17 protein-coding genes are annotated in these 13,387 nt (G+C 71.1%); 3 read left to right on the top strand and 14 right to left on the bottom strand.

Annotation, left to right across the window (positions count from 1 at the left end; translation table 11 throughout):
• Window positions 1-31: 31 nt before the first annotated feature.
• Window positions 32-1,069, bottom strand: coding sequence for a Gfo/Idh/MocA family protein (locus ACWDS7_RS00750; protein WP_451927491.1), 1,038 nt, complete (start codon window positions 1,067-1,069; stop codon window positions 32-34).
• Window positions 1,062-1,970 (bottom strand): proteasome assembly chaperone family protein, encoded by a 909-nt coding sequence (locus ACWDS7_RS00745; protein ID WP_306867306.1) that lies wholly within the window; start codon window positions 1,968-1,970, stop codon window positions 1,062-1,064. Before ACWDS7_RS00745 ends, ACWDS7_RS00750 begins: the two co-directional genes overlap by 8 nt.
• A gap of 102 nt (window positions 1,971-2,072) precedes the next feature.
• On the opposite strand from ACWDS7_RS00745, the gene ACWDS7_RS00740 reads away from it, so the two are divergent.
• Window positions 2,073-2,465 carry an ankyrin repeat domain-containing protein gene (locus tag ACWDS7_RS00740; protein ID WP_306867309.1) on the top strand — a complete coding sequence of 131 codons (393 nt, stop codon included), beginning with the start codon at window positions 2,073-2,075 and terminating at the stop codon, window positions 2,463-2,465.
• A 145-nt stretch (window positions 2,466-2,610) separates the two neighbouring features.
• A complete protein-coding gene (locus ACWDS7_RS00735; protein WP_451927490.1) occupies window positions 2,611-3,531 on the top strand; it encodes a 4-epi-cubebol synthase in 921 nt (306 codons plus the stop codon).
• Here ACWDS7_RS00735 and ACWDS7_RS00730 read toward each other — a convergent pair whose 3' ends face one another.
• Window positions 3,532-5,589: an ATP-binding protein gene (locus ACWDS7_RS00730; protein ID WP_451927489.1), complete on the bottom strand. Its 2,058-nt coding sequence runs from the start codon at window positions 5,587-5,589 to the stop codon at window positions 3,532-3,534.
• A gap of 224 nt (window positions 5,590-5,813) precedes the next feature.
• Here ACWDS7_RS00730 and ACWDS7_RS00725 point away from each other — a divergent pair, with 224 nt between their 5' ends.
• The gene (locus ACWDS7_RS00725) at window positions 5,814-5,981 is read left to right on the top strand and encodes a hypothetical protein (protein ID WP_306867319.1); all 168 of its coding nucleotides are present in this window, start codon (window positions 5,814-5,816) and stop codon (window positions 5,979-5,981) included.
• A gap of 66 nt (window positions 5,982-6,047) precedes the next feature.
• Here the strand turns inward: ACWDS7_RS00725 and ACWDS7_RS00720 are convergent, their stop codons facing one another.
• From ACWDS7_RS00720 to ACWDS7_RS00670, 11 genes are all read right to left on the bottom strand, one after another.
• A complete protein-coding gene (locus ACWDS7_RS00720) occupies window positions 6,048-6,344 on the bottom strand; it encodes a gas vesicle protein K (RefSeq protein WP_451927488.1) in 297 nt (98 codons plus the stop codon).
• A gap of 145 nt (window positions 6,345-6,489) precedes the next feature.
• Window positions 6,490-6,732 (bottom strand): gas vesicle protein, encoded by a 243-nt coding sequence (locus ACWDS7_RS00715; protein ID WP_306867325.1) that lies wholly within the window; start codon window positions 6,730-6,732, stop codon window positions 6,490-6,492.
• Window positions 6,729-7,535, bottom strand: coding sequence for a GvpL/GvpF family gas vesicle protein (locus ACWDS7_RS00710; RefSeq protein WP_451927487.1), 807 nt, complete (start codon window positions 7,533-7,535; stop codon window positions 6,729-6,731). The genes ACWDS7_RS00715 and ACWDS7_RS00710 overlap by 4 nt, the downstream gene beginning before the upstream one ends.
• Complete coding sequence (locus tag ACWDS7_RS00705) at window positions 7,528-8,010, bottom strand: gas vesicle protein (protein WP_451927486.1); 483 nt, start codon at window positions 8,008-8,010, stop codon at window positions 7,528-7,530. Before ACWDS7_RS00705 ends, ACWDS7_RS00710 begins: the two co-directional genes overlap by 8 nt.
• 11 nt (window positions 8,011-8,021) lie before the next feature.
• Window positions 8,022-8,450, bottom strand: a complete 429-nt coding sequence (gene gvpO, locus ACWDS7_RS00700; protein ID WP_451927485.1) for a gas vesicle protein GvpO — start codon at window positions 8,448-8,450, stop codon at window positions 8,022-8,024.
• 4 nt (window positions 8,451-8,454) lie between these two features.
• On the bottom strand, window positions 8,455-8,727 hold the full coding sequence (locus ACWDS7_RS00695; protein WP_451927484.1) for a gas vesicle protein GvpG: 273 nt from the start codon (window positions 8,725-8,727) through the stop codon (window positions 8,455-8,457).
• Window positions 8,728-8,730: 3 nt separating this feature from the next.
• Window positions 8,731-9,543: a GvpL/GvpF family gas vesicle protein gene (locus ACWDS7_RS00690; protein ID WP_451927483.1), complete on the bottom strand. Its 813-nt coding sequence runs from the start codon at window positions 9,541-9,543 to the stop codon at window positions 8,731-8,733.
• A 1-nt stretch (window position 9,544) separates the two neighbouring features.
• Window positions 9,545-9,952 carry a gas vesicle protein GvpJ gene (gene gvpJ, locus ACWDS7_RS00685; RefSeq protein ID WP_306867340.1) on the bottom strand — a complete coding sequence of 136 codons (408 nt, stop codon included), beginning with the start codon at window positions 9,950-9,952 and terminating at the stop codon, window positions 9,545-9,547.
• Between the two features lie 41 nt (window positions 9,953-9,993).
• Window positions 9,994-11,367, bottom strand: a complete 1,374-nt coding sequence (locus ACWDS7_RS00680; RefSeq protein WP_451927482.1) for an SRPBCC family protein — start codon at window positions 11,365-11,367, stop codon at window positions 9,994-9,996.
• Window positions 11,368-11,373: 6 nt separating this feature from the next.
• Window positions 11,374-12,036: a hypothetical protein gene (locus ACWDS7_RS00675; RefSeq protein WP_451927481.1), complete on the bottom strand. Its 663-nt coding sequence runs from the start codon at window positions 12,034-12,036 to the stop codon at window positions 11,374-11,376.
• A gap of 420 nt (window positions 12,037-12,456) precedes the next feature.
• Window positions 12,457-13,380, bottom strand: a complete 924-nt coding sequence (locus ACWDS7_RS00670; RefSeq protein WP_451927480.1) for an aminoglycoside phosphotransferase family protein — start codon at window positions 13,378-13,380, stop codon at window positions 12,457-12,459.
• Between the last annotated feature and the right edge of the window lie 7 nt (window positions 13,381-13,387).

The raw sequence follows: 13,387 nt of genomic DNA, 5'->3' as shown, positions 1-13,387 counted from the left end.
CGCCGGGGCGGCCGTCCGTGACCCGCTGCCGTCAGACGGCGATCACCCGGCGCTCGGCGGCCGACCGGCGGGCGGCCTCCAGGACGGTGAGGGCCTCGACCACCTCGCCCGGGTCGACCGGCGGCGGGGCGCCCTCGCGCAGGCTCGCCGCCACCCCCTTGTAGAAGTCGAGATAGGCGCCCGGCTCGGTGCGGACGGGGCGGTGGGTGTCGTCGGTGCCCAGGGTGCCCCACCGCTCCTGCGGCTCCTCGCCGAAACCCGGGGAGTCAGGGGTGAGACCGGCGCGCAGGCGCTCCTCCTGGACGTCCAGGCCGTGTTTCAGGTAGCCGGCCGCCGAGCCCAGGACCCGGAAGCGGGGGCCGAGCCGGGGCGCGACCGCGCTGACCCACAGGTGGGAGCGGGCGCCGCCGGCGTGGGTGAGGGCGATGAAGGTGTCGTCGTCGGAGGTGACCGCGGAGCGGCGGACGTCGGACTCGGCGTAGACGTCGGTGACCGGGCCGAGCAGGCGCAGGGCCTGGTCCACCAGATGGCTGCCGAGGTCGTAGAGGAGACCACCGACCTCCTCGGCCCCGCCGACCTCCCGCCAGCCCCCCTTGGGGGTGGGACGCCAGCGCTCGAACCGGGACTCCAGCCGGCTCACCGTGCCGAGCTCTCCCGAGGAGATCAGCCGCCTGACCGTCAGGAAGTCGCCGTCCCAGCGCCGGTTCTGGAAGACGGTCAGCATCAGGCCGAGGTCGCCGGCCAGCCGTACCAGGGACTCGGCCTGCGCCGCGGTCGCCGCCAGCGGCTTGTCCACCACGACCGGCAGGCCGGCCTTCAGCGCGGCCTCGGCCAGCGGGACGTGGGTGCGGTTGGGGGAGGCGACCACGATCAGGTCACTGGAGTCCCACAGCTCGGCGGCGTCGCCCACCGCCCGCGCGCCGTATCTCCGGTCCACCTCGGCGGCCCGCTCGGGGTTGCCGGTCACCACGGCCGACAGGCGCAGCCCCGGGGTCGCGGCGATCAGCGGGGCGTGGAAGAACGCCCCGGCCACGCCGTAGCCGATGAGGCCGACGCGGAGGTCAGTCACCGCGCTGCTCGTCACGCTCGGCGAGGAAGGCCTCGAACTGGGCGGCGAGCTCGTCGCCGGTGGGCATCTCGGAGGACTCGGCCATCAGGTTCTCGCGCTCGGCCCCGGCGGCGAACGCGTCGTACTGCTGCTCCAGGCCGGTGATCGCGGTGGACAGCTCGTCGGAGGCCTCGATCTGCTCGGCGATCTCGCTGTCGGTCCTGCCGGCGGCCTCGCGCAGACTCTCCAGGGGGAACACCAGGCCGGTGCCCCCGGTCACCGCCTCCAGGGCGGTCACCGCCGCCGCGGGGTATTCCGCCTGGGCCAGGTAGTGCGGGACGTGCACGGCGTAGCCGAGGGCGTCGTGGCCCTTGGCGCCGAGCCGGAACTCGATCAGCGCGGCCACGCTGCCGGGCACCTGGACCCGGCCGAAGGCGCTGCTCTGGCCGGTGACGAGCTCGGCCCGGCTGGCGTGACCGGTGACGCCCAGCGGGCGGGTGTGCGGCACGGCCATCGGGATGCCGTGGGTGGTCACCAGCTTGCTCACCTTCAGCCGGGTGGCCAGCGTGTCGACGGCGGCGGTGAACAGCTCCCACTCCCGGTCCGGCTCGGGGCCGGTGAGCAGCAGGAACGGCGTGCCCGTGGTGTCGTTGACCAGGTGGAGGGCGATCTCGGGGCTCTCCACGCCGACCCACCGGTCGGTGTCGAAGGTCATGACCGGCCGCCGGGAGCGGTAGTCGAGCAGGCGGTCCACGTCAAAGGTCGCCACGACCCGGTGCTCCAGCTCGCCGAGCAGATGGCCGAAGGCGAGCCGTCCGGCGCCCCCCGCGTCCACGAACCCGTCGAAGTGGTAGAGCAGCACCGGATCGGTCAGCTCAGGGACGTCTCCGCTGAGCCGGTAGAGATCCGTCGGGTCGAACACCGTGTTCCAGCCTTTCGTCGGTCGTCTCTTCACATGAACCCGTGGGGCGTCCGGTGAATTCCGCCTACCCGCGGCGATCAATGGGCACCCTACCGGGGCACAATGGATCCCATGCAGCCTGACCCGGAGCTCGAGGAGTTCGCCACCCGCCTGTTCGACCTGGCCAGGACCGGGCAGACCGACCGGCTCCGCGCCTATGTCGAGGCCGGGGTCCCGGCCGACCTGTCCAACGACCGAGGCGACACGCTGCTGATGCTCGCCGCCTACCACGGTCACCCGGAGACGGTCCGCGCGCTGACCGCCCTGGGCGCCGACCCGGGACGGGCCAACGACCGCGGGCAGACGCCGCTGTCCGGGGCGGTCTTCAAGAAGGAGTCGGAGGTGATCCGCGCGCTCCTGGAGGCCGGCGCCGACCCTGACCAGGGGACCCCCTCGGCGACGGACACGGCCCGGATGTTCGGTCACGGAGAGTATCTAAAATGGTTCGGGCATTAAACGTTGTTCATGACGTGTCGTTACTTTAAGACATATATGAAATCACTGAGTGTTCGGCCATTCTTGTCGGGTGGGAACTACTACTACGCACAGGTTCGACCGGCCCCTCCGCCTCCCTCCACTCCCCTGTCCCTTCCCGAGTGAAGTGAACCCCTACGTCGAGCAGGTCAACAAAGAGACGTTGGAATGGCTCATCGGCTCGGAAATGCTCGACGACGCCGAGACGGTGGAGCGCTACAGGCGGGCCGAATACGGGTGGCTGTCCGCTCGGACATACCCCTACGCCGACCATCGCACGCTCCGCCTGGTGACTGACTGGTGTGTGTGGCTGTTCGCCTTCGACGACGCCTTCTGCGAGTCGGACAGGCGCGCCGCGCAGATCGCCCGCGCGCTGCCCCAGTTCTACGCGGTCCTGGAGGACCTGGACGTCGGCTCGCAGGTGGACGACGTGTTCGCCAGATCCCTGCTGGAGATCAAGGGCAGGATCGCCGCCTACGGCAACGCCGACCAGCTCGACCGCTGGCGCAACGTCACCAAGGACTACCTGTTCGCCCAGGTGTGGGAGGCGGCCAACCGGGAGGACGAGGTGGTGCCCTCCCTGGGGGACTACATCTTCATGCGACGGCGGACCGGGGCCATGCTCACCGTCTTCGCCCTCATCGACGTCGCCACCGGCCGCCGCCTGACCGCCGACGAGTGGCGCCACCCCGGGATGCGCGCGATCACCGAGAGCGCCAACGACGTCGTCGTCTGGGACAACGACCTCATCTCCTACGCCAAGGAGAGTGACGGCGGCAACTCCCGCAACAACCTGGTGAACGTGCTGGCCGAGCACCGGCACTACTCCCGGCAGCAGGCGATGGAGGAGATCGGCGAGATGCGCAACCGGGCCATCGCCGACATGGTGGCGGTCCGTCCCTCGCTGGAGGCGCTCGGCTCGGAGGCGGTGCTCGCCTACGTGCGCGGCCTGGAGTTCTGGATCAGCGGGAGCGTCGACTACTCGCTGACCAGTTCCCGCTACACGGTCGCCTGGCAGCGGGCGGCCCAGCGGATCTCCCCCCAGTGATCAGGTCTGGAGGAGCGGGTCGCCCGGCTCCTGGTCGTCGAGCGCGAGCTCGATCAGCTCCTCCAGATTCAGCTTCCTGCCCTGGGCGAACGCCGCCTCGTGCGCCTGCTCGCCCAGGACGCGCCGGCACTCCTTGACGCACCGGTCGTGCTCGGTGTTGAAGAAGGGCGAGTTCAGTTGGGGCATCCCGAAGGTGCGCCAGTTCGCCTGGCCGGCGCCCATCAGCCGCGCCGCGAGCAGCGGCTGCCCGTCGTCCAGGGCCTGCTTGGCCACCACCTCGATCGCCAGGCCGATGCCGAGCACGTCGTGGAAGTAACGCTTGATCCGGAGCGCTTCGCGCGCGTTGGCCATGGCCTCCGGGGCCCGGCCCATCGCCTGGTAGACGCTGGCCAGGGCGTAGATGGCGTAGGAGCGCAGCCACAGCTCGCCGCGCTGGGTGCAGACCGCGATGCAGTCGCGCAGCAGCACCTCGGCCTCGGCCGGGTCGTTCTGCATGAGCAGCACCATCGACAGCTCGACGATCGAGGGGAGCAGCCCCGGGTTGAGCTCCCGGCCGCTCTTGTGGAACTCGATCGCGACCCCGAGCAGCGCGCTGGCCTTCTGCAGGTCGCCCTGGAGGAACGCGGCCGTGCCGAGCATCTTCGTGGCCAGGATGACCGCCCCGGAGTCGCCCACCCGGACGGCGTCGGAGCTGCACTTCTCGGCGGCCTCCACGGCCCCGGCGATGTTGCCCTGCGCGCTGTGGATGTAGGAGAGCACCCACAGCGCCTTGCACCGCTCCGGGCTCGGGTGGGAGGACAGCTCCAGGGTCCTCTCCAGGTAGACCCTGCCCTCGCGGGCCAGCCCGCAGGCCACCCACATGAACCACAGGGAGGACAGCAGCTTCAGCCCCGCCTGCACCTCGGAGGGGCTGCGCAGGCAGTGGTCCAGGGCCACCCGGATGTTGTCGTGCTCGTGGCGCATCCGGACGTACCAGTAGACCTGGCGGGGGCCGGACCAGGCGTCCTCGCTCCTCGTGGCGAGCTGCAGGTAGTAGTCGCGGTGCCGCTCCCGGACGGCGGCGGTCTCGCCGAGCTTCTCCAGCCACTCCTCGCCGTACTGGCGCAGGGTGTCGATCAGCCGGTAGCGGTGCCCCGAGGGCGTGCCGTCGCTCAGCAGGATGGACTTCTCCACCAGGCTGGCGACGAGGTCCATGACGTCCTCGGCGGGCAGGCTCTCCCCGGAGCAGACGTAGCGGGCGGCGTCCAGCTCGAAGTCGCCGGCGAAGACCGACAGCCGGGCCCACAGGAGCCGCTCGGCGGGCTCGCACAGCTCATGGCTCCAGCCGATCGCGGCGCGCAGCGTCTGGTGCCGGGGCAGCGCCGTACGGCTGGCGCCCGCGAGCAGGCTGAAGCGGTCGGCCAGCAGGCCGAGGATCTGCTCCACCGACAGCGCCCGCATCCGGACCGCGGCCAGCTCGATGGCGAGCGGGATGCCGTCGAGGCGGCGGCAGAGCTCGGCCACCGGCCCGATGTTGTGCTCGTCCAGCATGAAGTTGGGCACCACCGCGCCCGCCCGCGCGGTGAACAGCTGCACCGCCTCGTTGGTGAAGACGTCTTCTCCGGGGGAGTCGCCGGGGACGGCCAGCGGCGGGATGGTGACGGTGTGCTCGCCCCTGGCGTTCAGCGACTGGCGGCTGGTCGCCAGGATCGTCAGGCCCTTGGCGTTGCTCAGCAGGTCCTCGAAGAGCGTGGCGCAGGCGTCGACCAGGTGCTCGCACGTGTCGATGATCAGGAGGATCTCGCGGTCGCCCAGCCACTCGACCAGCGTCTCGTCCGCCGAGCGGGACGACTGGTCGGCGATCCCGAGCGCCGAGGTGATCGTGTGCCGGACCATCCCCGAGTCCTGCAGCCGGGCCAGGTCGGCGAACCACACGCCGTCTCTGAACTGGTCGCGCATCAGGTGGGCGATGCGCAGCGCCGTGCGGGACTTGCCGACCCCGCCGATGCCGGTCACGGTGACCAGGCGGTGCTCGCGGAGCCGCTGCCGGAGGGTGGTCAGTAACCTGGTGCGTCCCACGAAGCTGGTTAGCTCGTTGGGGAGATTGCCGTCTCGCCGCCATCCAGATGGCGTTGCCATGGCCGCCTCACGGGGGGTAGCTGACACTGAACCCGCATCGTACCCGCCGGGAGCCTCGGCTGTCCTTTGCGCTGCGGGCCACGGTGCGGAGCTTTCCACCGGGCGCGACGCGCCTTGTTCCGAGGGAGAAAATGACTCGCCGTAACGGTGGCTAGCATGGACGGGTGACATCGAATGAGCCTGACGACCTGCGCCCCGTCGACCTCTCCGACGACGGTCCGCCCATCCTGCCCGACCAGACCGGTGACGACACCGACCTGGGGTGGGGAGACTGGCGCGAGGCGGACGACGACGCCCGGCTGCTGGAGGACCGCCCGCCCCACTGGGGCTAGGCGCCGCCGCCGGACAGGAGGTCGCGGCCCGTGGGGCCCGGTCCGTGGGGTCCGGTCCGTGCGGGCTCAGTCCGTGGGGAGCAGGGTCCCGAGCGGGCCCAGGTCGAGGTTGAGGTCGGACGGGGACAGGCCGAAGTGGTCGCACAGCTCGGCCATGGCCTCTTCCAGGCGCATCAGCGTCAGGCCCACCGTCTCGATCTGCTCCTCGGACAGGTCGCCCCGGTCCATCCGCCGGATGCACTGCCGCTCCACCAGCTGGCGTACGAGCTCGACGATGGTGAGCACCAGGCAGGTCAGGTCGCGCTGGACCGTCTCGGGATCGGCCTCGATGCGCCGGCGTCCCGACCGCACCCCGTCCTGCATGGTCGCGTCCGGCCGCGCCCCGTGAGGTCGGGCCGCGTCCGGCCGGGCCGCGTACGGCCGCGCTCCATGGGGCCGGGTCGCGTACGGCGTCGCGGGGCCGGGGGGCGCCGTGTCCCACGGCCGGCCGGTGCCTGTCGAGGCGGGTTCACTTCCGGGCGAGGTCATTCCGGTTCTCCCGTTCGGACGGGTCGGACTCCAGGATGGACGTGATCAGCACGCGCAGGGAGACGCGCACGAGGTCGATGTCGGCGATGGACAGGACGAGGTCACCGGTCACCACGACGCCGCCCGCCAGCAGCCGGTCGAGCAGGTCGACGAGCGCCACGCGCTGGGACGGCAGGCGCCCCTCGGCGGCCAGCTCGGCGCCTCGCGAGGCGCGGGGCGTCATGGCGTGTCTCCCGGGCCGGCCGTGCCTTCCGGACCCGTCGTGCCGGTGTCGAGGACGGTGAAGGAGTAGGGCGCCCAGGGGCCGGTGAGCTCCAGGTCGATCCCGTGGCCGCGGAGGGACTCAAGGGCGGCGGCGAACTCGTCGCCGCGGTCGTCGTCGACGAGATAGGCCCCGTTGAGCACCATCCACTCCTCGCGGCCGGACAGGCTCGGATCCTGCGGCCGGTGGAGCCGGTCGGCGACGGCGACAGCCGAGAGGCGGGCATGGACGCGCTCGGCCTCGGCCACCGCGTGCCGCCACGTGTCCTCCCTGCCACGCAGGTCCGCCTGGCGGCGTCTCAGGTAGGCGGTGCCGGGGCTGCCCGTCCCGGAGACGTCGCCGCCGGCCGGGGCCGGCGGCCCGACCCGCTCGGCGTAGCCCTTCACCCCCCATTCCCGCCGCCCGGCCACCTGGGAGAGCAGCGCCACGAAGTCGTCGTGCCGCCGCTGGAGCAGGTCGCCCACCTGCTCCTCGTCGCTGTAGACGGTCACGAGCCGGACGGGGGCCGTCGGGACGGCCGCCGCGACCGCCTCCACGACGCGGTGGTGGGCGCGGGCCGTCTCCTCGACCCACTCCAGGTCCTCCAGGGAGTGCCGCAGCGCCTCCTCCCCGAACCGGTCCAGCGGCACGGTGCTCACGTACGCGACGAGTGAGGCGCGCCCGACCGTCCGCACGGGCGCTCCGGCCACACCCGTCAGGACCCCCGGCCGGGGAGAGCCCGCCTCAGGCGCGATCGCGTAGACGTACGTGCCGGTGTCAGCCACCGCGCTCCTCCGTCCCGCGCGGACGCCCCTCGGAGGTTCTCCGCCGGGCCCCGACGGAGCGGCGCTCCCGCCGGTCGCCCCGCAGTTCCTCCCGCCGGTCCTCCCGCTCTTCCAGCTCCTCCTGGTCCTCCAGGTCCTCGATAGCCCCGAGGCCGTCCTCCGCGGCGGCGAGCCGCCTGCGGAGCCGGCGGTTCTCCTCGGCCAGCCGGCGGCTGTCCGAGCTGAGCCACGGATCGTCCTCCCACCAGTCGATGCCCAGCTCCCGCGCCGTGTCCACCGAGGCGATCAGCAGCCGCAGTTTGATCGTGAGCAGTTCGATGTCCAGCAGGTTCACGCGGATGTCTCCCACGATCACCACGCCTCTGTCGAGCACCCGCTCCAGGATGTCGCCCAGGTTGGTGGACTCGTGCCGGGCGGGCGCCCTGCCACCGTAGGACTGGGGGAAAACGGAGCCGGACCGTGCCGGATCGGTCATCTCAGTCACGCCTAACCGTCGTCGCCTCTGCCGCGCTTGTAGCGGCGCGTCCTGCGGTAGGAGAGCAGGTCGCCTTCCTGGTCCATCTCGGCCTCGTAGAGCGCCAGGATGTCGCCGGAGGAGGGGATGCGGCGGTCCTCGACGACCTCGACCCCGACCCGCCAGCCGTTCTCCTGCGGCTGCACGAAGGTGACGCCTTCGGGAGCCTTCCCGGTCAGGTCGGCGATGTGGCGCAGCCCGGCCCGGCCGGCGGTCGCCGCGGTGAGACCGCGCGGCCGCCGGCGGGTGTCCGGAATCTCCTCCACCGGCTCGTCCTCGTCGAAGTCCTCGTCGTCGAAGGCGTCGTCATCCTCGTCCTCGTCGAGACGCTCGTCCTCCTCGTCGTAGAGGTCGTCGGAGGCGTCCGCACGCCTGTCGTGGGAACTGCGCCTGACAGGCACGGGATCATTCCCCCTCTCCGCCTCGGCCCGGCATGGTCATGCCGGGCAGGTCCGGCTGGGTCACCATCCGTTCGAGGATCTCCGTCGTCGCCTGGGCCGCCTCCTCCTCGGAGATCTGGCCGGAGAGCCTGGCCTCCTCGACCTCCTCCAGCCTGCGCCGGACCGCGGCCGGGTGCCGCATTTCGAGTTCGGCCTGTTCCTGCAGCATCTCCCCGATCTTGATGAGCGCGCGGATCGGGGCGAAGGGCAGGCCGAATGTCAGGCTGAACAGGTCCATCCGTCATTCCCCCTGTCCCCGCGTCGTGACGAAGTCGTACGGTGCCATCGGGCCGAGCAGGCGCAGGTCGACCCGGCCCGCCCACCGCTCGCCCAGCCCGTCCAGGACCTCCTCGAACTCGGCCTGCCGGCCGGTCTCCACCAGGACGGCCACGTGCGCGGCGTCCTGCTCGTGGGTCGGCTCGCGCACGGCGACGGCGACGCACCGCGGGGCGACGGCCTCGACCAGCACGGCCGTGTCGGCGTCGCGCTTGGCCGCGACCGCCTCACCGATCATCTGCCCGAGCTGGATCCGCGCGTCCCAGGTCGCCTCCTCCGGACGGCCGCGGATCTCCTCACGCAGCCGCTCGGCCTCCGGGTTCTCCGCGAGGACCTCCCCGATCACCACCCGTTCGACGTAGCGGCCCTTGACGACGTACTCCGCCCGCCCCTCAAGCTCCTTCAACGCGGTGACGAACGCGTCGTGGTTGGGGCCCAGCAGCTCCTCGACGACCGCCTCCGGGCCGGTCACCACCGCCCCGAACCGGAACGGGAGCACGGGCACCTCGGCCGCCGTGTCGTCCAGCAGCCGCTGATGGGCCACCAGGTCGTCGGGCCTGCCCAGCGGACGGTCCAGGACGATGTCGCTCACCAGGGCGGCGACCTCGCCGTGCCGTATCAGCTTGATCGGCTGGGGTGGATCGCCCACGCCGCGGGCCTCGGGGGCCAGCTCGACGTCCGCCGGCACGACGCCGTAGACGTAGGAATTGCCGACCCGTCCCTGCCGGGCGGCCTCCTCGGACCCGGCGGTCCCTGTCTTCTCGGTAGGCCCGGCCATCTCACCCCTCCTCTCGCCGTCGCCGCCGGCGAGGCGCCGGTTCCTCTTCGGGCTCGCCGAGGAAGTCCTGGAGTTTCTCCGAGGCCGCCTCCAGCATCCCCTGGGCGACCCCCTTGCTCTTGGAGCTGCTCACGCCCTGCGTCATGTCCTGCACGACTTCCGGTAGTCCCTTCCCTCCGGTCTGTGTGAGATCCAGCCGGTTCGTGGCCTCGGCGAAACGTAGGTAGGTGTCGACGCTGGCCACGACGATGCGCGCGTCGATCGTCAGGATCTCGATGCCGACGAGGGAGACCCTGACGAACGCGTCGATCACGAGGCCCTTGTCCAGGATCGTGTCGATGACGTCGGCGAGTCCCGACGAGGACCCGCGGCCGGCTCCTCCGCCTCCTGAAGGCTGCACGATGGTCATCCGTTATCTCCTCGGTCCGCTGCTCGCTTCCGGCTCCCGGGTCATGTGCTCCGGGCGCCTGTCCGTCGGCGGGCGGGACGCGGAGGAGGTCTCTCCTCCGTCTCGGCGGCGGCGCGTCGGCGGGCGGGGCGTCTCCTGGGGGCCGGCTCTTCCTCCGGCTCCTCTTGCTCTCCTTGCTCTCCGCTCTCCGCTTCTTCGGCGGCGGCGGCGCGTCGGCGGGCGGGGCGCCTTCTGGGGGCCGGTTCTTCCTCCGGCTCCTCTTGCTCTCCTTGCTCTCCGCTCTCCGCTTCTTCAGCGGCGGCGGCGCGTCGGCGGGCGGGGCGTCTCCTGGGGGCCGGTTCCTCCTCCGGCTCCTCCTCTCCCTCTCCGCCTTCTCCCTCTTCTTCCGCGCCTTCCTCTGCTGCTTCTTCCGCGCCTTCCTCCGCTGCGCCTTCCTCCGCGGGCCCCTCTTCTTCCGGCCCTTCCTCCTCCGGTGCCTGTTCCTCTTCCTCCGGAGGCTGTTCCTCGCCGGCCTCCTGGCCCGCTCCGGGTTCTTCCTCCCGCTCCTCCGCTTCCTCCCGCTCCCGCTCCTCCCTGAGGGCGGTCTCGTGGTCCTTGACGACCTTGCTGTCGCGGATCTCGCCACGCCAGCCCTCGACGTCGTCGGGGTGGAGCACGGTCTGCGTCATGACGTGCCGCCGGAAGTGCTTGAGCTCCAGGCGGGCCCGCCGGCCCTGCGCGCGCCAGAGGTTGCCGGTGCGCTCGAACAGGCCCTGCGGGTGATACTCCAACACGACCAGGATCCGGGTCATGTCGGGACTGAGCGCGTGGAAGCTCACGGCGCCGTCGACGTAGCCCTTGGCCCCCTTGGAACGCCAGACGATCCGCTGGTCCGGCACCTGCTCGACGATCGTCGACTCCCAGGTCCGGTGAGACCAGAAGACCTGCGCCTTCCAGTTCGTCTTCTGGTCGTCCTGCTGATCCACTCCCTCGACTTTCTTCGTGAAGCTGGGGAAGTCCTGGAACTGGGTCCACTGGTCGTAGACGAGTCGCCGCGAGGCGCCCACGTCGAGCGTCTCGACGATGTTGGTGAGCTTGAGCTTCTTGCCCTTGCCCCCCTTGCCGCCCCCGGTGATCTTGCTCATCAGGCCGCCGGCCGCCATCTTCACCGCGCCCTTGAGCCCGGCGGCCACGGGGTGCTTCGATCCGACCACCGAGCCCAGCAGGCTCAACGCGCCGCCTCCGCCGCCCCCGCCTCCGCCCTGCGCGTAGTCGGTCAGCCGCTCGGTCAGCCCGCCGATCTTCTCGGTCGCGGACGACAGGATCCGCTCCCCGAGCGCCTCGGCGAGGTTGCGCAGCTCCTGGGTGAGCTCCTCGATGGGCAGCACCTGCCCGGTGTCCTGGTCAGGCCGGGCGATCTTCGGTTGCTCGGTCATCGGGCCTCACCCTCGGGCCCGGCGGACCGGCCGCTCGCGGGTGGCCGTCTGGGTGCGTCGCGCGCCGGCTCGGCGCCTGGCCGGAGGCTCCTCCTCGGGCTCCTCTTCCTCTTCTTCTTCCTCCTCCTCGGGCTCCTCGCGCTCGCTGCGAGACCTGCCGGCGCTCCGGCGTCCGCGGGCGGGGGCCGGTTCCTCCTCTTCCTCTTCTTCCTCCTCCTCGGGCTCCTCTTCGTACTCTTCCTCTTCGTCCTCGGGCTCCTCGCGGGCGGCGCGGGATCTGCCGGCCGGACGGCGGCCGGCGGCCCGGCGCCCGCGGGCGGGTTCCCGCTCTTCCTCGGGCTCCTCCTCGGCGGCCTCGCCCTGCCCCCGCAGGAACTCCGCGCGCTCGTGGAGCCTGGACGTCAGCGAGTCGATCTGCTTGCTCGCCGCGGTCCGGACGGCGGCCTTGCCGACTTCCAGCAGTTCACCCCGGACGCTGTCGGTGAGCTTGCTCAGCTCGGGAGAGGATCCGAGCGTCTTCAGCCCCTGCTGCAGCAGGTCGCCTCCGCTCACGCCCATCCGCCCGGTCGCGCCGGCCGCCGCCAGTGCGAGCGCCAGCCGCAGCTTGTGACTCCGGCCGAGAAGATAGCCTGCGCCGACGGCCAGAGCCATCTGCAGTCCGCATTTCACGATCACCACTCCCCAATCGATCACTCCGCCTTGGGATCCGTCCGTCTACGGGCTCGACCGGTCGGCCGGACGGAAGGGAAGACGTCGGAAGCGCTGACGTCTGCCGCTTTGAACGTGGCGGAAGCGTCTCGCTTCCGGATCGGCTGTTTCCTACCCTAGAACGTGATAAAGAAACACATATAGGTAAAAAGCGGACATAATTAACCCTGTGGAAAGATGCTCAGGTCGCTATGTCGGCAGCCGGTCCGTGACCAAATGCTCGGTGCGAATGCGCGGGAATCGTGAAATGGCGCCGAAGCGCTAAGAGTTCGTAACACGATCTTGTCGAGGCCTGCCGGCCGTGTCTGACAGGTGTGACGATTCGGCCTTTGGCGGGATGAATACCGGGCGGCGGATCTTCATCCCGCAAAGGGGGCAGGGTCACCGGTTGAGCAGCGACTCCGCGATCGCGACGGAGGCCGGGTCGAGAGCGGTCTCGCCGTCGTCGATGGCCCACAGCGAGTTCTGCAGCAGCCGACCGAGCGTCCAGCCGGTCGCGCGTGCGCGGTCCAGTCCGAGGACCTCGGTGAGCAGGTCGAAGCGGCGCCGCACTACGCGCGGAGCATCGCCCTTCGTGACGAGGTCGTCCCACCTGCTGTCCAGGGCGGGCCAGAGGTCGAAGCCGGGGTCCCCGGCGAGCGGCTCGGGATCGATGGCGAGCCACGGCTCACGATGGGCGGCGAGAACATTGTCGTAGTGCAGATCCCAGTGCAGCATCCGGTCTCCGGGCTCGCCGACCAGCTCGGCCACCGCCGACGCCCAGCCGCGCAGGAGCTGCCGGTCCGCCGGGTCGGCCAGAGCCGCGACCGCCTCGGGAACCTGCTCCAACATCTCGGTGGCGATGTCGCCGAGGCTGCGCAGTCCCGGCGGCGCAGGGACGCGGACCAGCCGGGCCTGAAGCTCAGCGAGGATGCCCATCGCGACGTCGTCGTCCTCGATCGAGGTCAGCGTGCGGGCGGCGTCCAGCCGCTCCAGGAGCATGGTGCTGCTTCCGGGGTCGTGGTCGAGCAGCCGCACCATCCCCGCGCCGTTCCAGGTGCGCAGCCCGATGAGTGCGGCGGTGGTCTCCTCTCTGGGCATCTGCAGTTTGAGCACCGCGCGCGTGCCGTGCCTACGCAGCACCGGCAGCACCAGCGAGGCTTCCCCGGCTCCGGCTGCGCCGTCCCGTTCCAGCTCCCAGCGGTCCAGGAATTCCGCAGCGAGGGCCGGCAGTCCGGCGATCCAGGCCCTCCCTTCCTCACCGAAACCTCTGGCGTACGACACCGCCAGGGACTGCGGGACCTCGACCGCTTCCGACATGCTCAAATCCTGT

The sequence above is a fragment of the Streptosporangium sp. NPDC003464 genome (assembly GCF_053588315.1).
This window is presented reverse-complemented; position numbering and strand designations above follow the sequence as displayed.